This window comes from Pseudomonas sp. 1176_21 (genome assembly GCF_052850635.1).
Genome location: NZ_VXCV01000012.1, coordinates 117632 through 136710, shown reverse-complemented (window position 1 = coordinate 136710; position 19079 = coordinate 117632). Strand labels below are relative to the sequence as shown.

At 66.3% G+C, this 19079-nt stretch carries 17 protein-coding genes; 6 read left to right on the top strand and 11 right to left on the bottom strand.

What is annotated here, in order from left to right; all coding sequences use genetic code 11:
- Positions 1-531: anti-sigma factor family protein (locus FW760_RS22825; RefSeq protein WP_446444008.1), on the top strand; the 531-nt coding region annotated here is incomplete at its 5' end.
- Here FW760_RS22825 and FW760_RS22820 read toward each other — a convergent pair.
- Positions 470-1408: a LysR substrate-binding domain-containing protein gene (locus tag FW760_RS22820; RefSeq protein WP_236177089.1), complete on the bottom strand. Its 939-nt coding sequence runs from the start codon at positions 1406-1408 to the stop codon at positions 470-472. The genes FW760_RS22825 and FW760_RS22820 overlap by 62 nt on opposite strands.
- 113 nt (positions 1409-1521) lie before the next feature.
- Between FW760_RS22820 and FW760_RS22815 the strand changes: the two genes are divergently transcribed.
- Together FW760_RS22815 and ppnN are read left to right on the top strand one after the other, a co-directional pair.
- Positions 1522-2364 (top strand): SDR family NAD(P)-dependent oxidoreductase, encoded by an 843-nt coding sequence (locus FW760_RS22815; protein WP_213605836.1) that lies wholly within the window; start codon positions 1522-1524, stop codon positions 2362-2364.
- A 149-nt stretch (positions 2365-2513) separates the two neighbouring features.
- Positions 2514-3887, top strand: coding sequence for a nucleotide 5'-monophosphate nucleosidase PpnN (gene ppnN, locus FW760_RS22810; protein ID WP_446444007.1), 1374 nt, complete (start codon positions 2514-2516; stop codon positions 3885-3887).
- Between the two features lie 87 nt (positions 3888-3974).
- Here the strand turns inward: ppnN and FW760_RS22805 are convergent, their stop codons facing one another.
- Positions 3975-4610, bottom strand: a complete 636-nt coding sequence (locus tag FW760_RS22805) for a TetR/AcrR family transcriptional regulator (protein WP_043860909.1) — start codon at positions 4608-4610, stop codon at positions 3975-3977.
- A 5-nt stretch (positions 4611-4615) separates the two neighbouring features.
- Entirely contained in the window at positions 4616-7030 is a 2415-nt protein-coding gene (locus FW760_RS22800) for a membrane-bound PQQ-dependent dehydrogenase, glucose/quinate/shikimate family (RefSeq protein ID WP_196932446.1), read from the bottom strand.
- Positions 7031-7189: 159 nt separating this feature from the next.
- Here FW760_RS22800 and FW760_RS22795 point away from each other — a divergent pair, with 159 nt between their 5' ends.
- A complete protein-coding gene (locus FW760_RS22795) occupies positions 7190-7753 on the top strand; it encodes a GNAT family N-acetyltransferase (RefSeq protein WP_052504230.1) in 564 nt (187 codons plus the stop codon).
- A gap of 113 nt (positions 7754-7866) precedes the next feature.
- On the opposite strand, the gene fauA is transcribed toward FW760_RS22795, so the two are convergent.
- Together fauA and FW760_RS22785 are read right to left on the bottom strand one after the other, a co-directional pair.
- Entirely contained in the window at positions 7867-10059 is a 2193-nt protein-coding gene (gene fauA, locus FW760_RS22790) for a TonB-dependent alcaligin siderophore receptor FauA (protein ID WP_446444006.1), read from the bottom strand.
- 124 nt (positions 10060-10183) lie between these two features.
- On the bottom strand, positions 10184-11122 hold the full coding sequence (locus FW760_RS22785) for a helix-turn-helix transcriptional regulator (protein ID WP_446444005.1): 939 nt from the start codon (positions 11120-11122) through the stop codon (positions 10184-10186).
- 79 nt (positions 11123-11201) lie between these two features.
- Here FW760_RS22785 and FW760_RS22780 point away from each other — a divergent pair, with 79 nt between their 5' ends.
- Entirely contained in the window at positions 11202-11663 is a 462-nt protein-coding gene (locus tag FW760_RS22780) for a GNAT family N-acetyltransferase (protein WP_426427236.1), read from the top strand.
- 79 nt (positions 11664-11742) lie between these two features.
- Here FW760_RS22780 and FW760_RS22775 read toward each other — a convergent pair whose 3' ends face one another.
- From FW760_RS22775 to FW760_RS22750, 6 genes are all read right to left on the bottom strand, one after another.
- On the bottom strand, positions 11743-14166 hold the full coding sequence (locus tag FW760_RS22775; RefSeq protein ID WP_415378136.1) for a TonB-dependent siderophore receptor: 2424 nt from the start codon (positions 14164-14166) through the stop codon (positions 11743-11745).
- A 108-nt stretch (positions 14167-14274) separates the two neighbouring features.
- Positions 14275-15246, bottom strand: coding sequence for a FecR domain-containing protein (locus tag FW760_RS22770; protein WP_054915125.1), 972 nt, complete (start codon positions 15244-15246; stop codon positions 14275-14277).
- Positions 15243-15746, bottom strand: coding sequence for a sigma-70 family RNA polymerase sigma factor (locus FW760_RS22765; RefSeq protein WP_446444004.1), 504 nt, complete (start codon positions 15744-15746; stop codon positions 15243-15245). The genes FW760_RS22770 and FW760_RS22765 overlap by 4 nt, the downstream gene beginning before the upstream one ends.
- Positions 15747-15893: 147 nt before the next feature.
- Positions 15894-16331: a hypothetical protein gene (locus FW760_RS22760; RefSeq protein ID WP_054915124.1), complete on the bottom strand. Its 438-nt coding sequence runs from the start codon at positions 16329-16331 to the stop codon at positions 15894-15896.
- 91 nt (positions 16332-16422) lie between these two features.
- A complete protein-coding gene (locus FW760_RS22755; protein ID WP_043860901.1) occupies positions 16423-16632 on the bottom strand; it encodes a DUF6434 domain-containing protein in 210 nt (69 codons plus the stop codon).
- A complete protein-coding gene (locus FW760_RS22750; RefSeq protein WP_054915122.1) occupies positions 16622-17536 on the bottom strand; it encodes a helix-turn-helix domain-containing protein in 915 nt (304 codons plus the stop codon). Before FW760_RS22750 ends, FW760_RS22755 begins: the two co-directional genes overlap by 11 nt.
- Positions 17537-17709: 173 nt before the next feature.
- On the opposite strand from FW760_RS22750, the gene FW760_RS22745 reads away from it, so the two are divergent.
- Positions 17710-19068 carry a glutamine synthetase family protein gene (locus FW760_RS22745; RefSeq protein ID WP_043860899.1) on the top strand — a complete coding sequence of 453 codons (1359 nt, stop codon included), beginning with the start codon at positions 17710-17712 and terminating at the stop codon, positions 19066-19068.
- Positions 19069-19079: the final 11 nt, after the last annotated feature.

The following is a 19079-nucleotide window of genomic DNA, read 5'->3' as shown; positions in this document are numbered from 1 at the left end:
GCCGTGCGCCAGCGCCATCGCCGCCAATGGGCCAGCGCGGCGATGTTGCTGGTGGCACTGGGCATCGGTGGCCTGGGCGGCTGGCAGGCGCGCGAGTCGAGCCTGCAGGCGGGCCTCGCACCGATGGCCGATGCCGTGCAGGCGCACCGCCTGTTTGCCCAGTCGGGCACATTGGACCTGAACGTGCAGCGGCCGGGGCAATTGCAGGCCTGGCTGGGCGAGCACTTTGCCCAGGCAGGGCAGTTGCCGGACCTCTCGGCCTATGGCTTCACGCCGGTGGGCGCGCGGTTGCTCAGCAACGAGCAGGGGCCGGCGGCGCTGCTGCTGTTTCAGGATGCCAGCGGCGAGCGGGTCAGCCTGTTCCTGCGTTCGCCCGGCGAGCACTATGCGCGCATGCCCAGTGGCGAGCGGGTGGACGGCGAGTTGCAGGCCCGCTACTGGTCGCAGGGCGCCTACAACTACGCGCTGGTCAGCCCGGCAGCAGAGCCGCGTGCCGCGCAGTTGCGCCAGGCACTGGGGATTGCCCTGTAGCCGGTGCGAACAGGTCCATGAAGTGGCGTGCCTGCGGGGTGCTCTGCTCCCCCGGGCACACCATGTACAGGCCCAGCGGCGGGGTGTCGTGCAGGGCACAGAAGTGCACGCCGTCCTGACGGTTGGCCCGCGCCGCCGCCTGCGGCACCAGGGCCACGCCGAACCCGCAGCCCACCAGGCTGACCAGTGTCTGCATCTGCGCCGCCTGCTGGCTGATGCGCGGGGTGAAGCCGGCGCGTTCGCACAGGCTCAGCATCTGCTGGTGAAAGCCGCTGCCCAGGGCCGGCGGGGTGAACACGAAGTCTTCGTCTGCGGCCTCGCCCAGGTGCACCGGGCCACCGTGGGCCAGTCGGTGCCCGGCAGGCACCGCCAGCAGCAGCGGCTCGTCGAGGATCAGCCGGCTGTGCAGGCGCTCGCTCAGCCCCGGCAACTGGCGCATGAAGGCCACGTCCAGTTCACCACCCAGCACGCCCTCGGCCAGTTGCGCCGAGGGTTGCTGCTGCAGGCTCAGGCGCACCTTGGGCCACTGCGTGCGAAACCGGCGCAGGGCCTCGAGCAGCGGCGGGTAGCCGGCCAGTGCCAGGCTGCCGATGCGCAGGTGCCCGCTGACCCCGTCGGCCACCTCGCGGGCGTGTTCGGCGCCCTGGTCCAGCAGGCTCAGGGTGGCGCGCGCGGTCTCGACGAAGGCCTGGCCGGCGCCGGTCAGGCACACCCCGCGCGAGTGACGTACCAGCAGCGTGCAACCGAGCTTCTGTTCCAGCCGCGCAATCGCCTGGCTCAGCGGTGGCTGGGCCATGTGCAGGCGTTCGGCGGCGCGGTGGATGTGCAGTTCTTCGGCAACGACGATGAACTGGCGTAACAGGCGGGTCTCGATCATGGCGGCGTCCCTGGCGCGGTGTGATATCTGACGGGTATCGGAACCGGCCTTCGATAATATTCAACTTTGCGCGGCGCGCTCGATAGGCTCGACGACTTTACAGGAGAGCGCCCATGAACTTCACCCATCGCACCTTTCTCGTCACCGGCGCCGCCCGCGGCCTGGGGCTTGCCTACGCCAGGGCCCTGGCCGAACGCGGCGCGCGGGTGGTCATTACCGACCGCGGCGCCGACCGCGCCGGCTGCGGCACCGACCCCGGCCCGGTCGAACGGGCGGCCCAGGCCCTGCAGGCGGCGGGGCACCAGGTACTCGGGCACTGCGCCGAGCTGGCCGATGAAGCGGCCTGTGAGGCGCTGGTGGCACGCACTGTGGAGCAGTTCGGCGGCCTCGACGGGGTGATCCACAACGCCGGCTGGGTGGGGTACCAGCCGATCGAGCAGGTGGATGCAGGCTTTGTCGAGCGCGCCCTGGCGATCAACGTGCAGGCGCCCTTGTGGCTGTGCAAGCACGCCTGGCCGCACCTGAAGGCCAGCGCCGCGCCGCGTGTGGTACTGACGACCTCCGACCGGGCGATGTATGCGTGCTACGCGCAGACCGGGCTGGCGGCCTATGCCGCCGGCAAGATGGCGCAGTTGGGCATCATGAATGCCTTGAGCGAAGAGGGCGCCGCACACGGCATTCTGGTCAACGCGGTTTCGCCGGTGGCGCGCACGCGCATGTGGGGCGAGGAGGGCGAGCCGGATGACCTCAAGCCCGAGTGGGTGGTGCCGGGGGTGGTGTACCTGGTGTCGGACGCGTGCCAGGTGACGGGGCAGGTGCTGCGCGCCAGCAACGGGCAGTTCGTGGCCACGCGCTTCGAGGAGCAGGCGGGGGTCACCTACCCGAGGGATCTGCGCGGGGTCGAGGCGCAGCAGCCCGAGCAGGTGGCGCAGTGCTGGGCGGCGCACGGAATCTGAGGCATCGCCGGGGGATCGCGCCTACTCTTTCAGGCAGACCGTTTGCCATTGCGACCGGCCACCTGATAAAACCTGTATGCAGCATTGCGTCAGGCGTTAATACCCCGATGCCACAGCCGTTCGCTGGCGTCGTACATATGGAATCCAGAATGACCCCAAGACACGTAATCAACGCATCTGTCAGCCCCAAAGGCAGCCTGGAGACACTCTCCCAACGTGAAGTGCAGCAACTGAGCGAAGCCGGTTCCGGCAGCATCTACACCCTGTTCCGCCAGTGCGCCCTGGCCATCCTCAATACCGGCGCCCACGTCGACAACGCCAAGACCATTCTCGACGCCTACAAGGACTTCGAAGTCCGTATCCACCAGCAGGACCGCGGCGTGCGCCTTGAGCTGCTGAACGCGCCGGCCGACGCCTTCGTCGATGGCGAAATGATCGCCAGCACCCGCGAAATGCTGTTCAGCGCCCTGCGCGACATCGTCTACACCGAAAGCGAACTGGACCGCATGGGCATCGACCTGGAAAGCTCCCAGGGCATCACCGACTACGTCTTCCAGCTGCTGCGCAACGCGCGCACCCTGCGCCCGGGCGTGGAGCCGAAGATGGTGGTGTGCTGGGGCGGCCACTCGATCAGCACCGAGGAATACCAGTACACCAAGAAGGTCGGCCACGAGCTGGGCCTGCGCAAGCTGGACATCTGCACCGGCTGCGGGCCGGGCGTGATGAAGGGGCCGATGAAGGGCGCCACCATCGCCCACGCCAAGCAGCGCATGAGCATCGGTCGCTACCTGGGCCTGACCGAGCCGGGCATCATCGCCGCCGAGGCGCCGAACCCGATCGTCAACGAGCTGGTGATTCTGCCGGACATCGAAAAGCGCCTGGAAGCCTTCGTGCGCGTGGGCCACGGCATCATCATCTTCCCTGGTGGCGCAGGCACGGCCGAGGAGTTCCTGTACCTGCTGGGCATCCTGATGCACCCGGAAAACCGCGACCTGCCGTTCCCGGTGATCCTCACCGGCCCGCGCAGCGCCGAGGCGTACCTGCAGCAGCTGCATGATTTTGTCGGCGCCACCCTGGGCGAGGCGGCCCATGCGCTGTACGAGATCATCATCGATGACCCGGCCCAGGTGGCGCGGCAGATGACCGAGGGGCTCAGGCAGGTCAAGCAGTTCCGCCGCGAGCGCTACGATGCGTTCCATTTCAACTGGATGCTGAAGATCGAAGAGGGCTTCCAGCGCCCGTTCGACCCGACCCACGCCAACATGGCCAGCCTGCAGCTGAGCCGCGACTTGCCGGCACACGAGCTGGCGGCGAACCTGCGCCGGGCGTTCTCCGGGATCGTGGCGGGCAACGTGAAGGACAAGGGCATTCGCCTGATCGAGGAGCATGGGCCGTACGAGATCCATGGCGATACCGCGATCATGCAGCCACTGGACAAGCTGTTGCAGGCGTTCGTGGAGCAGCATCGGATGAAGCTGCCTGGTGGGGCGGCGTATGAGCCGTGCTACCGCGTGGTGAGTTAAGGCCTATCGCGGGTCAAGCCCGCTCACACAGGTGGCAGATGATCCTGTGGGAGCGGGCTTGACCCGCGATCGCCGGCGACGCGGTGTTCAATTCTGCTGCAAGCGCCTGAGCACCAACCCGGTCAGCTCATCGATCATCGGCCGGAACGCTTCGGCCGTGCAGTGCTGCCCGAGCATCACGGTGCGTGTGGTGAGGTGCGAGAACAGCGCATCGAACAGCACGTGCGGCAGTTCCGACAGCGATGCATCCGCGGCCACTGCCCCTTGCCCGCGCTGGCCTTCGAGCAAGCGCAGAATCAGCGAATGCCACACCTGCGGGCCATGCTCGTACCAGGTCTGGCCCACTTCGGGCACATGCGCCGTGCCATTGACCACCAGGCGGTAGAACGCCACGTGCCGCGGGCTGGTGACCACCGCCACCAACTGGTCGAGGATCAGCCGCAGCCCCTCGGCCAGCCCCACGGTGCTGGTGTCCAGCTGGCGCAGGTCGATGATGAAGTCGTCGCACAGGTACTCCACCACCGCCACCAGCAGCTCGTTCTTGCTGCCGAAGTAGCGGTAGATGGTGGCCTTGGAACCGCCTGCCGCGGCGACGATGGCGTCCATGCTGACGCCATCGTAGCCGTGCTCCAGAAACAGCTCGCTGGCGGTCACCAGCAGGTTGCGCCTGCGCTCCACACTTCGGCTCGTAGGGGAAGTCGGGGCACGGTGCAACGGGGTCATGGGCGCTACTCTTTGTCAGGGAGCGCGTACGCTATCACGTAATCCCCGCGATCTGGAGACTGGCGCGCACCGCCGGCCACCACCACCACGTACTGACGGCCCGAGCGCGGCGACACGTAGCTCATCGGCGTGGCCTGGCCGCCGACCGGCAGGCGACCCTTCCACACTTCCTCGCCTGTGGCGATGTCCAGTGCCCGCAGGTAGTAGTCCTGGGTACCGGCATAGAACACCAGCCCGGCACCGGTGCTCACGCCGCCGCCCAGGGTGGGCATGCCCAGCGGGATCGGCAGGTTGGCACGCACGCCATTGATCACCGCGTCCTGCACCGTACCGGCCGGACGTTCCCAGACCTGCTTGCGGGTTTTCAGGTCGATGGCGGCGAACACGCCCCATGGCGGGCTTTGGCAGGGGATGCCCAGTGGCGAGTTGAAGGCCTTGTGGTCGATCACGAACGGCGTGCCGTCCATCGGGTAGGTACTGCCCACGCCGTGCCCGGACTTGAGGTGCGACAGGTCGACGTTTTCACGCTTGACCAGCTTGACCACCTGCGGGATGCGGATGTCGTTGAGGAACAGGTAGCCGTTGCGCTCGTCGATGGCCGCGCCGCCCCAGTTGAAGCCACCGTAGTAGCCTGGGTAGATCAGGGTGTCGCGGGTGCTCGGTGCGGTGAACTCACCCTCGTAGTTGAGCTCGCGGAAGTTGATGCGGCACATCAGCTGGTCGAAGAAGGTCGCGCCCCACATGTCCTGTTCGGTCAGTGGTTCGGCGCCCAGCGCCGGCATGCCTACCGAGTAGGGTTGGGTCTTGGCTACCCAGTCGCCTTCGGCATGGGCCTGGGGCACGGGTTTTTCGACCACGTCGGCAATCGGCTTGCCGGTGCGACGGTCGAGCAGGAAGATCTGCCCGCGCTTGGTCAGCTGGATCAGCGCGGGGATCTTGCCGCCCTTGCCGTCCGGCACGTCGTACAGCGCCGGCTGGGCAGCCACGTCGTAGTCCCAGATGTCGTGGTGTACGGTCTGGAAGGTCCAGCGCTCGCGGCCGGTGGCCATGTCCAGGGCAACCACGGCAGACGAGTATTTCTCGGTCAGCGCCGGGCGATCGCCACCCCAGAAATCGGGCTGCTGGTTGCCGGTAGGCAGGTAGACCAGGCCCAGTTCGTCATCGAACGCCGGGGTGGACCACATGTTCGGCGTGCTGCGGGTATAGGTTTCGCCCTCCGGTGGCAGCTTGGTGATGGCCGGGTTGCCCAGGTCCCACGCCCACACCAGTTCGCCGGTGTCGGCGCTGAAGGCACGCACCACGCCTGACGGTTCGTCGGTGGAGCGGCCATCGAAGACCCAGCCGCCGAGGATGATCAGGTTGCGTGCCACGGTGGGCGCGGAGGTGTAGGCGTAGTACGGCACGCCTTCATCCACCAGGCCCAGGCCCTGGGTCAGGTCGACCGAGCCCTTGTCGCCGAAGTCTTCGCACGGCTTGCCGGTGTCGGCGTCGATCTCGATCAGCCGTGCATCCATGGTGACCTGCACGATGCGCTTGGCGCACACACCACCCGTGGCGCGTGGGGCGGGTGCCAGGTCAGCGAACTGGAACGGCTTCTGGACCTTGGCCGGCTCGTAGTAGCCAAGGCCGCGGCAGCGGTTCCAGGTCTTGTCGTTGGCGGGCTTGGAGTCGAAGGTCCAGCGCTCCTTGCCGGTGTCGGCATCCAGCGCGATGACCTTGCTCAACGGGGTGCAGGTGTACACCGTGTCGGCGATCTGGATCGGCGTGTTCTGCGACTCGGAGGCGCCTTCGGCGATCTCGCCGGTGCGGTAGGTCCAGGCCACCTGGAGCTTGTCGATGTTGCCCTTGTTGATCTGGTCCAGCGGCGTGAAGCGCGTGCCCTGCGGGCCGTTGCTGTAGTGCTGCCAGTCCTGGGGGGCGCCGGCCGTGGTGGCCGGGGTGTCGAGCACAGGTTCCGTGGTGGCGTGCATGACCCCGTGCGGCACGAAGGTCGAGGCGCCGCCGGCCACCAGGGCCAGCCCGAACAGGGCGGCGCAGGCATGGCTGAGGCCACGCTGACGGCCGCCGGCCAGGTACGGGTGCAACACCGCCGCCACCAGGCCGATCACCAGGAACGGCGCCAGGCGCGGCACCAGTGGCCAGAAGCGCAGGCCGACTTCCCACAGCGACCAGATGACGGTGGCGCCGAACACCAGCGCCATCAGGCCGGCGCCCAGCGGCTTGCGCCGGGCATAGAGCACACCGGCCAGCAGCATGCCCAGGCCGGCCAGCAGGTAGTACCACGAGCCGCCGAGGGTGGCCAGGCGCACACCGCCGACCGCCAGGGCCAGGCCACTGAGGCCGAGCAGGGTACCGAAGATATAAAAGGCAAGGCGAGTTGAAGCAGGGGCAGGGGCCCCCGGGTTATCTGTGTTTTTCATTCCTGTTTGTCCATGACACGACCCCAGCTGCGCGGGCATGGGGGCGTGGATTCATGTTTAGTACTGTACGGTACAGTTTTATTTTGAACCTGTTCAGGCGGCAATGAAAGACAAAATGTCGCACCGGTGAAATTTTTTGTGACAATCCTCGGGATCAGGATGAACAGCAAGGGGAGTGCAGGCATGGTGTTGCAGGTGGTGGCGAGTACGCCCAGGACGGTGGTGGTGATGCCGGATGCGGTGTTGGCGCCGTGGGTGAACCAGGCGTTGATCGACAGCTTTGTGCTGCACCAGCCGTTTTTGCCGTGGGCCAAGGCCGCACCGGCGTTGCAGGACACGCGCAACAACCTGCGCCAGGCGTTGCTGGACCACGCGCGGGTGGCGGCCGAGAAACGTTACTTCATTCTCACGGCCGATCAGACCGCGGTGATTGGCTGTGCCGGCCTGTATCCGGACCCTGCGGGCGAGCATGCGCATGTGCTGGGGTACTGGGCCAACGTCGGGTACAGCGGGCAGGGGTTGATGAGCGAAGGCATCGGCGCGCTGCTGGCGGCGCAGGATTTCGGCACCTTGCGCCTGACCGCGGCGTCGGTGAACGGCGCCAGCCATGGGCTGGCCAGAGCGCTTGGGTTCGAGGTGGTGCGGGTGGTGGAGGGTGTGCGCGATACACCGTGGCATGGGGTGCATGACACCTGGATATTCGAGCGCAGGGTTGAGGGATGATTGAGGCGGGGCTGCCTTGCAGCCCATCGCGGGTCAAGCCCGCTCCCACAGGTATTGCGATGTTCCTGGGGCCGGCGCAGTACTTGTGGGAGCGGGCTTGACCCGCGATGCGGTCAGAAGGTGGCGCGCACGCTCAGGCGCAGGTTGCGCGGCTCGCCGTACCAGCCCTGGCTGTAGAAGCCGATCTGCTCGTAGTAACGCTTGTCGAACAGGTTGTCGACATGCGCACTCACACTCAGGTGGTCGTTGAGGGCGTAACGGCTCATCAGGCTGACCAGCGTGTAGCCGCCTTGCTCCAGGTCGGTGAAACCGCCCGGCATCGCCACGTCGCTGCGTGACACGCCACTGCGCCACGTCGCGCCACCGCCCACGGTCAGCTTGTCCAGCACACCGCCCAGACGGTAGGTGGTGAACAGCTTGGCCTGGGTGCGCGGGTGGTTGGTGTTGATCGCCTTGTCGTCGGCATTGCGGGCAATGAAGTGGGTGTAGCTGGCCGACAGGTTCCACTGCTCGGTGAGCTGTCCGGCCAGCTCCAGGTCGAAGCCGTCGACCCGCGCCCCGGTGCCGGCCTTGTACGCCTGCTCATTGGGGCGCCCCTCCACGTTCACCCCCGGGATCGCTTCGGCCAGGCCCTCCTGCTGGGTGCGGTACACCGCCAGCGCTGCGTTCAGGCGACCGTCCAGGTAGCCGGCCTTGATGCCGGCCTCGTAGCTGTCACCGGTCACCGGGTCGAGGATGCTGCCGTCCGGCCCGCGCGCGTTCTGTTGGTTGAAGATGCTGGTGTAGCTGGTGTACAGGCTGTAGGTCGAGTTCAGGTCATACACCAGCCCCACGTAGGGCGTCACTTCGTTGCGGTAGCGGTACTGGCGCAGGCTGCCGTAGTAGTCCTGGTCGATTTCCCAGTTGCTGACCCGTGCGCCGAGTATCAGGTGCAGCGGGTCGGCCAGCGACAGGCGCGTTACCGCGTAGCCGCCGTTCTGCCGGGTGTGGGTGGCATCGCCCGAGGCACGCACGTTGGACCAGGCGGGCTCGGCAATGTGGTTGCTGTTCCAGTCCATGAAGTTGCCGGTATCCGGTACCGTGCCCAGCGGCCTGAACTGGTCGATGGTCAGGTCGTCGTCGATGCTCATCGCACCGAACGCCAGCTCGTGGCTGCGGCCCAGCAGCTGGAACGGCCCGCTGGCGGTCAGGTGCCAGTCGTCACGGGTGCGTTCGCCCTCGTACTTGAGGAAGCTGGCCGACATGCCGCGCCCGGTTTCGCGGTCCGGGTAGCCGCCGCGGTACAGGTAGCGCATGCGGTAGTTGCCTTCGAAGCGGCTGTAGGCGGCGCGCAACTTCCAGTCGTTTTCCAGCTGGTGCTCGAGGTCGACGAAGGCGGTGGTGGACTCGGTGCCGAAGTAGCCCCACTTGGTGTTGTTGGCCGCCGAGCGGCCGAAGTCGGTACGCCCGCCGTCCTTGTAGAACAGCGGAAAGCCGCTGCCCATGCCGTCGGTTTCGTTCTTCTGGTACTCCAGGCTGGTGGTCAGCCGGGTGCGCGGGCCCAGTTCGCTGCTGACCACGCCGTACAAGGTGCGCGAGCCGTAGTCCAGGTAGCTGACGTGGCTGTCCTTCTGCGAATAGGCGGCCACCACCCGCGCGGCGATGCGCCCGTCCTCGGTCAGCGGGGCCGACACGTCCACATCACCCCGTCGCTCGTCCCAGCGCCCGATGCCCGCCGAGCCGCTGGCGGCGAACTCGGGCAGCGGGCGCTTGCGCACGAAGTTGACCGCCGCCGACGGGCTGCCGGCGCCGGTCAGCAGGCCGGTGGAACCGCGCACGATCTCGACGCGATCATAGATGGCCGAGTCCATCTCGGTGGCGCCGAAGTTCCAGAAGCCGTTGATCGGCGAGGCCAGGCCGTCGAACTGGAAGTTGTCGATGGTGAAACCACGCGCCGAGAACGACAGGCGATTGCTGTCGTTGCGCACATGGGAAATGCCCGGCGCGCTGTCGAGAATCTGCGCGGTGTTGCTCAGGCCCTCGTCCTCGATCTGCTGGCGGGTCACCACGCTGACCGACTGCGGGGTTTCGCGGATCGACATCGGCAAGCCGATGGCGGTGGACATCGCGCCGGTGGTGTAGCTGGCGCTGCCTTCGGTGGTCTGCGGCCGGTACGCCTCACCCTGTACGTCGGTGGCCTGCAGTGTCAGCACCGGCTTTTCGGCGGACTCCTCGGCACTGGCCATCAGGGAGACAAAGGCCCCGCCCAGCAGGGCGATACGCACGCTGCTGATCGGTCGGGTAGAGGGGGCAAGGCGGCGCTGCATGGGAATCGTTCTCCGCAGAGTATCGTTATCGTCTGCGTATTATTCACAGTTGCTCGCGGGGCCACGTTTGGCAGATGCCAGACTGCTTATGGGCGCTGCCAAAGCGTGCGTCGGGTGGGGAACTTCAGGCGGTCTCGCGGGGGGCGTGGCCAAAGCGCTGGCGAAACGCGGTGGCGAAATTGCTGGCGTGGCGGTAGCCGACATGGTGGGCGGCCTGCTGGATCTGCCAGCCCTGTTCGAGCAACTGGCGGGCTTGGTCGAGGCGCCGGTTGCGCAGGTAGCCGAACACCGTTTCGCCGTACAGCGCGCGGAACTTGCTGCGTAGCGAGCTGCTGCTCATGCAGGCCAGGCGCGCCAGTTCGTTGAGGTCGTGCTCGTCGCCGGGCTGTTGGTGCAGGTGCTCGCGCACCCGTTCGAGCATCAGCCGGTCGCGTGGGCACAGGCCCGGCGAAGGGGCCGGCAGGCTTTCGAAACTGGCCAGGCCGTGGCTGAGCAGTTGCAGGCTCAGGCCCTGGCACAACAGGTGCTGCAGGGTGCCTTGCCAGCGACCGGACAACATGTCTTCGATGCCCGCCAGCAGGTGCGCCGGCAGGGCCCAGCAACTCAGGGCCGAGCCGTGGCCGCGCAGGCGAGCCTCGATCAGCTCGGCCAAGGCCTCTTCGCCCACATCCTGCGGGCGGCGCAGCGACAGGTTGAGCCCGCGCAGGTGCGCGCCACCGCGGTGCAGTGCCGACATCGGCCGGCCATCGCCGCACAGCGCGGTGATGCAGGCGCCTGGTTGCAGGGGCTGGGTGCGGGTGTAGGTGATCGAGGCCTGACCCTGAAGTACCAGCGCGAGGGTCAGGTCGGGCATGTCCAGCGAATCGGCGCGGTAGGTGTGGAAGGCCTGCACGTCGGAGTTCACCAGGCTGAAGCCGGGAGCCAGGCGATGTTCGCTGATATGGCCCTGCATCAGGCACGGATCGTCCTCGCCGCCGTCGCCTTCGGGCAGGCTATAGTGCACGTCGTAGCGCTGGCCCAGGGCATGGAAGTCGCTCAGCAGGTAGCGGGTGGGCGCGGACAAGACAGGGCTCGGGTGTCGAAAAAAGGAAGGCGATAATAGCATTCATTCTCAAATGCAGGGTGGCTGGAGTGGGGCGGTGATGAGCGAAACATGTCAGGTGCGCCAAGCACTGGAAACGGATGCGCCGGCGATCAGCCGGGTGATTGTCCAGGCCTTGCGCACGAGCAACAGCCAGGATTATTCGTCGGCGGTGATTGCGCGGGTGGAGCAGAGTTTTTCCCCCGAGGCGCTGCTGGGGTTGATGGCGCGCCGGCAGGTGGTGGTGGCGCAGTTGGGCGGGCAGGTGGTGGGTACCGCGAGCCTGGAGGGGGACGTGGTGCGCACGGTGTTCGTGGCGCCGGACCGGCAGGGGCTGGGCATCGGTCGGGCCTTGATGCTGCATGTTGAAGAGCTGGCCGGTGCGTCGGGGGTGCAGGCGCTGCGGGTACCGTCCTCGCTGACGGCGCAGGCGTTCTATGCGCGGTTGGGGTATGCGGTGGTACGCGAGGTGGTGGAGGGGGAAGAGCGCACCATCGTGATGGCCAGGGCGCTGGGCAGGTGACACCGCGTCGGGGCATTCGCCGGCAAGGCCGGCTCCTACAGGCTGTGCAGGAGCCGGCCTTGCCGGCGAAGCAGGCGCGTCAGAACTGCGGCGTGTACTTGACGCTGAACATCATGTTGCGCGGCTCGCCGTAGTTGTTGTTGCCGCCGAGCTGGTTGTAGCCCGAGGCAATGTAGTGTTTGTCGAACAGGTTGTTGGCGTTGACTGCCACAGTCACCTCAGGCGTCAGCTGATAGGCCAGGCGTGCATTCCACACCGTGTAACCGGGCACATCAAACGTACTCTCGTAACCCAGTGTGTGGCTCTGGCTGCTGAAGCCCAGGCCCGCGCTTACGCGGCTCCAGTCGCCCGGCAAACGGTAGTCGCTCCATACCCGCAGCATGTGCTTGGGGGTCCACTGGTTGAAGACCTTGCCTTCGTTCTCCGGGTCTTTGATGTACGTGGTGGTGGTGTAGGTGTACCCGGCGAACAGCTGCAGGTCGGGCATCACTTCGCCACTGATTTCGGCTTCGAAACCCTGGCTGCGCACCTTGCCGGACGCTTTCGAGCAATCGCCGGAGCCACATTGCGCAGAAGCGTCGGTGATCGCTCGGTTGTTCTGGTCGTAGCGGAACACGGCGAACGAGGTGTTGACCCGGCCATCCATCAGTTCGCCCTTGAGGCCCACTTCGTAGTTGCTGCCGACAATCGGCTTCAGCACCGATTGTGCGGCATCGAGTTCGCTCTGCGGCTGGAACACGTCGGTGTAGCTGGCGTAGGCCGCCCATTCCTGGGTCAGGTCATAGATGATGCCGGCATAGGGGGTAACCACACCGGTTTCGGTCATGACGCTTGGGTCAGCGACCGTCACCGTGTTGCCCTGTGTGATGACTGAGGAGTAGCGGAAGTCGTACCAGCTCACGCGTGAGCCAAGCACTACGGTCAACGGCTCGGCCAGCTTGACCCGCCAACTGCCGTACAGGCCTTTCTGGCGCACGTCATATTCGCTTGCGGTGGCTCGGCCGCCGTCACGCATCAGGCTGTCGTAGCTGGGTTTGGGGCGGTCGTGGTCGATATCGAAGATATTGCCGCCGTTGATGAAGGTGCGCGCGAACACATCGTCGGTCTTGAGCTGGGAATAGTTGCCACCCAGGATGAGTTCCTGTTGCAGCCCCAGCGTCTCGAAATGGCCGTTGACGTAGGCGTCCAGACCCACCTTGGTCGAGTCGAAGTCGGTGTACCAGTTGGCATACTGGACACCGCTGCCGTCAGGATTCAGCCCTTGGCCGGTGGTTTGCACCCGCTGGTGCAGCGAGTCGTTGCTCTCGCTCATGTACACGGCGGCGGCATGCACCTTCCAGTCGTCGTTGAAGCGGTGGTCGAGGTCGGCAAACACCGTGGTCACGTCGATTTCGGAGTGGTTCCAGCGCGCGCCGGTATAGGTCGAGCGCGGCACGTCCACAGGGCGTCCGTCGGCATAGCGCGGCAGGCCACGCAGCATGGGCCGTGAGGTGTTGTCCGAGTAGCTCACGCCCACACCCACGGTGGTGTCCGGGCTCAGGTCGAAATCCAGCGCGCCGTACAGCGAGTGGGTCTTGCTCCACTCGTAGTCGATGAACGACTGGCTCTGGTCTTCGTCGGCGACGAAGCGCCCGCGGATCGTGCCCTGCGGGTTCAGCGGGCCGCCAGCGTCCAGCTGCAGGCCGTAGTGGTCCCAGGAGCCGGCCTTGCCGGTGACGGTCACGGTGGGTTTGTCCTGCCCGCGCTTGCGCACCAGGTTGATCGCGCCGCCCGGGCTGCCGGTGCCCTGCAGCAGGCCCGAGGCACCGCGCAGGAACTCGATGCGGTCGAAGAAGATCAGGTCCTGGGTCGCCCAGTTGCCCAGCGAGTAGGTGTTGCGCGGAATCGGCACGCCGTCGTACTGCCAGTCGTCGATCTGAAAACCGCGCGACATCAGGATCATGCCCTTGCCCACGCCTTGCTGGCCGACCAGGCCGGTGGTCTGGTTGGCGGCGTCCTTGAGGTTGGTCAGGCCCTGGTCGTCCATCTGCTTGCGGGTCATGACGCTGACCGACTGGGGGATTTCCTTGAGCGTGTGTTCGCCCTTGCCGATGGTGGTGACCCGCGCTGCGTAGGAGTTCGAGCCTTCGGTGGTGGCCAGGTTGCGCACCTCGGTGATGCTGGTGGCGCCCAGCTCCAGTGCGCCGTCGGCACTCACACCTTGCACCACGCTGAAGTGGCCGCTGCCGGTCACCAGCAGTTGCAGCCCGCTGCCGGCGAGTGCGGCCTGCAGGGCCTGCTCGGCGCTCATCTGCCCACGGACGGCCGGGGCCTGTCTGCCCTGCACCAGGGCCGGGTCGAGGGAGATGATCTGGCCGCTCTGGCTGGCGATGGCATTGAGCGTGGCGGCGAGCGGGCCGGCCGGCAGGTTGAACGCAAGTGCCTGCTGCTGGGCAGACACGGCGCAGCTCAGGGTGGCCAGGGCAACGGCGACGGGGAGGGCGCGGGACCAAGGGTTGAGCACGGAATTCTCCTGATTGTGTGTGCAGTCAGGAGATAGGTGGGATGAGAAATGAAAACCGGACACAAATGCGATTGTTTTTCATAAAAACTTTTCAGAGGGTTCTCGGGCTCAGCTTTTCGGGCCGATCAGGGTCAACCACGGGCCGTAGTGTCGCACCTCGATCGGTAGTGTTTCGGCCAGCGCACCGAAGCTGCGCTGCGGATCGTTGAGCGGGAACACCCCTTGCACGCGCAGGTTGCGCACCTGCGGCGCGACCCGCACGAAGCCGCGGGTGTAGGGGCGCAGCGCGTCGACCACTGCATCCAGCGGGTCATCCAGTACATTCAGGTGCCCGTTCAGCCAGTCGGCGCGGTGACGCTCGTCACGGCCCAGACGCTCGATGCGCTGGGCGTGCAGCAGGGCGGCCTGGCCTTCCTGCAGGTCCAGTTCGCTGCCATCGTGCAGGCGTGCGCGCACCGCATGCTGCAGCACCACCACGCGGGTGGCGTCGGGCTGCTGGCTGACCAGAAAGCGCGTGCCCAGCGCGCGGATTTCGCCCTGGGCGGTGCGCACGCGCAGGGGGCGCTGCGGGTCGGGTGCCACTTCAATCACCAGTTCGCCCTGGCGCAGCAGCACCAGGCGCTGGTGGGCATCGAATTGAAGGTCGACGGCAGTGCTAGCGTTCAGGCTCAGCTGGCTGCCGTCTTCCAGTTCCAGGGTGCGCCGCTCGCCGGTACCGGTGTGCAGGTCGGCCATCAGCGTGGTGCCGACCTCGCTGCGCGCCGCCAGCCACAACCCGCCGCCCAGCAGGCCCAGCCCGCCGATGGCGCGCAGCACATCGCGCCGGGAGGTGCCGGGCTGCATCAGCACGCGCCGGGCTTCGCCGGCCTGGCCGGGCAGGCGCTGGTCCAGCGCCCGCACGGTGCCGAACGCGCCACCCAGGCGCTCCTGCAGCCGGCCCCAGGCCTGGGCATGGGCCGGGTCGCTGTTGAGCCAGGTATCGAAACGGGCGTGCAGGCGGGTGTCGTTGCGGTCGGCGCTCAGGCGCACCATCCAGTCGATGGCCTGCTCCGCGGCCGGGTCGAGGCGGGCCTTGCTCATGGTGCCATCTCGGCCAGGTAGCACTGGCGCAGGGCCTGTTTCATGTAGCGGCTGACGGTGCGTTCCGACAGCGCGAGCTTGCGCCCGATCTCCACATAGCTCAGGCCATCGAGCTGGCTGTAGAGGAAGGCTACCTTGACCACCGCGGGCAGGCCGGTGAGCGCTCGGTCGATGGCCACCAGCGCTTCGACCAGCAGCAGTTGTTCCTCCGGGGAGGGCGCTACCTGCTCGGGCAGGCTCGACAGGCGTTCCAGGTAGGCATTTTCGAGTTGGCGGCGGCGGTGACGATCGAAGATCAGCCGGCGTGCGATGGTCGACAGAAAGGCCCGCGGTTGCTGGATGCTGTCCGGATCAACCCGCGCCACCAGCAATTGGCAGAACGCCTCGGCAGCCGTGTCTTCGGCGTCGGCGCGGTTGCGCAGGCGCTTCTGGATGTGTTGCAGCAGCCAGCGGTGGTGGTCGCTGAAGAAGAAGCCGAGCTTGGAGGAAGGCGTGTGCACCGGGAACGACTCGACAGTGAATGTGAATAGTTCTCAATACTACAGTGTCGCAATGCCTGTGTGTAGCCTGGGCGGGGGTGCAATCGCGCGCGGGTTGCGCCAAGGCGCGTTGCCGGCTCTGCCGGCAACGCGCCCCAGGCATGGCCGTCAGGCGGCGGCCTGGGCTTGCAGCACCAGTTGCCCGTCGACCTCGACAACCAGCCCGCTGGCGACGAACAGTGGCACCAGGCGTTTGTGCAGCTGTGGCTCGACGAAGGCCTTGATGGCGTCCAGGTCCAGGTTGCCGCTGACATCCAGTTCGGCCTTGGTGTAGGACAGCCAGGCTTTTTTCAGGACCATCAGCACATCGCTGGCGGTGGTGGTGGCGAAGCGGCGATGGGTGACCTGGCCCTGGAAGTCGAAGGTATGGGCGAAGGCGTAGCCGCTCTCGTCGCCCTTGTTTTCCAGGCAGCGGCTGCATGCGCAGGCGCCGTCGGCGAATGCGGCGCGCAGGTAGGTGTTGAAGTCCACCACGGGTTTGAGGCCCAGGCGCTTGTCGACTTCGAACAGGTCCCCGGTCATGTTCGCATCAGCGTTCAACGTCATTTCCTCACAGTCATCCAGTTGGGTTTGCAGGGCGGCACAATACCAGCCTGGGCTGCCAGTGGGTACTTGCGCAGGGATGTCGCGGGTTCAGCTAAGCGCTACGACGCCTGGCCCACTCATCCACCACATCCCCCATCGTCCGCGCCGTGCCATCGACTATCCACGCCATCAACGGCCGGTCGAACCTGAAATCCTCGCCACACTGCTCACGCATGAACCGCCGCACGTTCTGCGTGTTGCGGTAATCCTCGCCCACCGGTGTATCCCGGGTAATCACCCCGCCATGCCAGTCAAAAGCCATACCGTGTCTCCTTGCGTCGTTTGAGGGTTTCACTGGGCAACTCCTTGAACAGCGCCTGATAACTGCTGGAAAACCGCCCCAGGTGCCAGAACGACCAGCGCATTGCCACTTCCGCCACGGTGTGGCCGCGCGCGGTCAGCAGCTCGCGGTGCGCGCCATTGAGGCGGCGCAGGCGCAGCCAGTGGCTGGGCGTGATGCCGGTGTACGCCTTGAACGCATGCTGCAACTGACGCACTGAGCTGCCGGCCACCTGCGCCAGTTGCAGCAGGTTCAATGACTCCTCCGGCGAATCCGCCGCCCATTCGCTGACCTTGCGCATGATGGTGCGCTCCTCGGTGCGCCGCCACAGCTCGCCGCGGTCCAGGCACACCGAGGCGGTGTCGAGAATGTACAGACAATCGTCCAGCAACTGCCTGGCCAGCACCTGCTGGCACGGCGCGTCCTCGCTCTGCGAAAGGCGCGTCAGGGTACTGCTCAGCCAGCCGCTGAACAAGGCATTGCGCTGGGAATTGAGCGGTGCCATGAACAGACCTTCGAGCGCCGCAACGTCCACGCCGTGCTCACGTACGAACGCAGGGCCGAACACGACGGCCACTTCCTGGTAGTTCTCGGGGGTGATCCAGATGTTGCGGCTTTCGCCATTGAGCACGTACAGGCTGTTGTCACTGCGGTCGAAGCAGAACGACAGCGAACCGCCGGGGGCGCTGAAGCTCTGCTCCACCCGGGTGTTCATGCGCTCTTCGTACACCTCCACGCCCTGCAGATCGAGGCAGCGCACCATCCCGGCAAAGTGCCCGGGTGACATCTGCTGGTAGTGCTGTGCCCAGCCTGGCGTGGCGCGTACCTGTTCGGCCACATCGGCACTGGTGAAGGCCTGTACCCGCAAGGGCGACGGGGTTGTCATGAGAACCTCTGAATGCACTGCTTTGGTGCATTTTCTTCTGCTCAAAGTGGATAGATGCAGCCGCAGCTGCGGCACCAAGATAGACCTCAACGCGGCGCAGGGGAAGCCAGGCCTTGCCCGCCCGCGCCACACACACCCTTGCGCATGCCCTGCATCACGACAACGAGGTTCTCATGAATACCCCCTTCGATCAGCTGTCCACCTGGCTGAAAGAACACAAGATCACTGAAGTGGAATGCGTGGTCACCGACCTGACCGGTATCGCCCGCGGCAAGATCGCCCCCACCAACAAGTTCCTGCATGAGCGAGGCATGCGCCTGCCGGAAAGTGTGCTGCTGCAGACCGTGACCGGCGACTTCGTCGAGGACGAGATCTACTACGACCTGCTCGACCCGGCCGACATCGACATGCTCTGCCGCCCCGACTCGACGGCCATCTACCCGGTACCCTGGGCGCTGGAGCCCACCGCGATCGTGATCCACGACACCTTCGACAAGCAGGGCAACCCCATCGAGCTGTCGCCGCGCAACGTGCTCAAGAAAGTCCTCAAGCTGTACGCCGACAAGGGCTGGCAACCGATCGTGGCACCGGAGATGGAGTTCTACCTGACCCAGCGCTGCGAAGACCCGGACCTGCCGTTGCAGGCGCCACTGGGCCGTTCGGGCCGCGCCGAAAGTGGCCGCCAGTCGTTCTCCATCGATGCCGCCAACGAGTTCGACCCGCTGTTCGAGGACGTCTACGACTGGTGCGAGGCCCAGGGCCTGGACCTGGACACGCTGATTCACGAAGACGGCCCGGCGCAGATGGAAATCAACTTCCGCCACGGCGACGCCCTGGACCTGGCCGACCAGATCACCGTGTTCAAGCGCACCATGCGCGAGGCCGCACTCAAGCACAACGTCACCGCCACCTTCATGGCCAAGCCGGTGGGCGACGAGCCGGGCAGCGCCATGCACCTGCACCAGAGCGTGGTCGACAGCGCCACCGGCAAGCCGATCTTCGTCAATGACGACGGCAGCATGAGCGAGCTGTTCCTGCAGCACATCGGCGGCCTGCAGAAGTACATCCCCAAGGTGTTGCCGATGTTCGCGCCCAACGTCAACTCGTTCCGTCGCTTTCTGCCCGACACCTCGGCGCCGGTGAACGTGGAGTGGGGCGAAGAGAACCGCACCGTGGGCCTGCGCGTGCCCACCTCCAGCCCCGAGTCGATGCGCGTTGAGAACCGCCTGCCCGGCGCCGATGCCAACCCGTACCTGGCGATTGCCGCCAGCCTGCTGTGCGGCTACCTGGGCATGGTCGAGGGCATCGCGCCCAGCGCCCCGGTGCAGGGGCGTGCGTATGAACGGCGCAACCTGCGCCTGCCGATCACCATCGAGGACGCGTTGGCGCACATGGAAGACTGCCCGACCATCGAACGCTACCTGGGCAGCAAGTTCGTGCGTGGCTACGTGGCGGTCAAGCGCGCCGAGCACGAGAACTTCAAGCGCGTGATCAGTTCGTGGGAGCGCGAGTTCCTGCTGCTGAGCGTGTGATGCGCTGACCT

Coding starts and splice junctions, on each gene's coding strand:
- FW760_RS22800 (WP_196932446.1), bottom strand. CDS start 7,030: ATGAAAAACACAGATAACCCGGGGGCCCCTGCCCCTGCTTCAACTCGC.
- FW760_RS22760 (WP_054915124.1), bottom strand. CDS start 16,331: ATGACGTTGAACGCTGATGCGAACATGACCGGGGACCTGTTCGAAGTC.
- FW760_RS22770 (WP_054915125.1), bottom strand. CDS start 15,246: ATGAGCAAGGCCCGCCTCGACCCGGCCGCGGAGCAGGCCATCGACTGG.
- fauA (WP_446444006.1), bottom strand. CDS start 10,059: ATGCAGCGCCGCCTTGCCCCCTCTACCCGACCGATCAGCAGCGTGCGT.
- FW760_RS22750 (WP_054915122.1), bottom strand. CDS start 17,536: ATGACAACCCCGTCGCCCTTGCGGGTACAGGCCTTCACCAGTGCCGAT.
- FW760_RS22745 (WP_043860899.1), top strand. CDS start 17,710: ATGAATACCCCCTTCGATCAGCTGTCCACCTGGCTGAAAGAACACAAG.
- FW760_RS22805 (WP_043860909.1), bottom strand. CDS start 4,610: ATGACCCCGTTGCACCGTGCCCCGACTTCCCCTACGAGCCGAAGTGTG.
- FW760_RS22820 (WP_236177089.1), bottom strand. CDS start 1,408: ATGATCGAGACCCGCCTGTTACGCCAGTTCATCGTCGTTGCCGAAGAA.
- FW760_RS22795 (WP_052504230.1), top strand. CDS start 7,190: ATGAACAGCAAGGGGAGTGCAGGCATGGTGTTGCAGGTGGTGGCGAGT.
- FW760_RS22815 (WP_213605836.1), top strand. CDS start 1,522: ATGAACTTCACCCATCGCACCTTTCTCGTCACCGGCGCCGCCCGCGGC.
- ppnN (WP_446444007.1), top strand. CDS start 2,514: ATGACCCCAAGACACGTAATCAACGCATCTGTCAGCCCCAAAGGCAGC.
- FW760_RS22755 (WP_043860901.1), bottom strand. CDS start 16,632: ATGGCTTTTGACTGGCATGGCGGGGTGATTACCCGGGATACACCGGTG.
- FW760_RS22780 (WP_426427236.1), top strand. CDS start 11,202: ATGAGCGAAACATGTCAGGTGCGCCAAGCACTGGAAACGGATGCGCCG.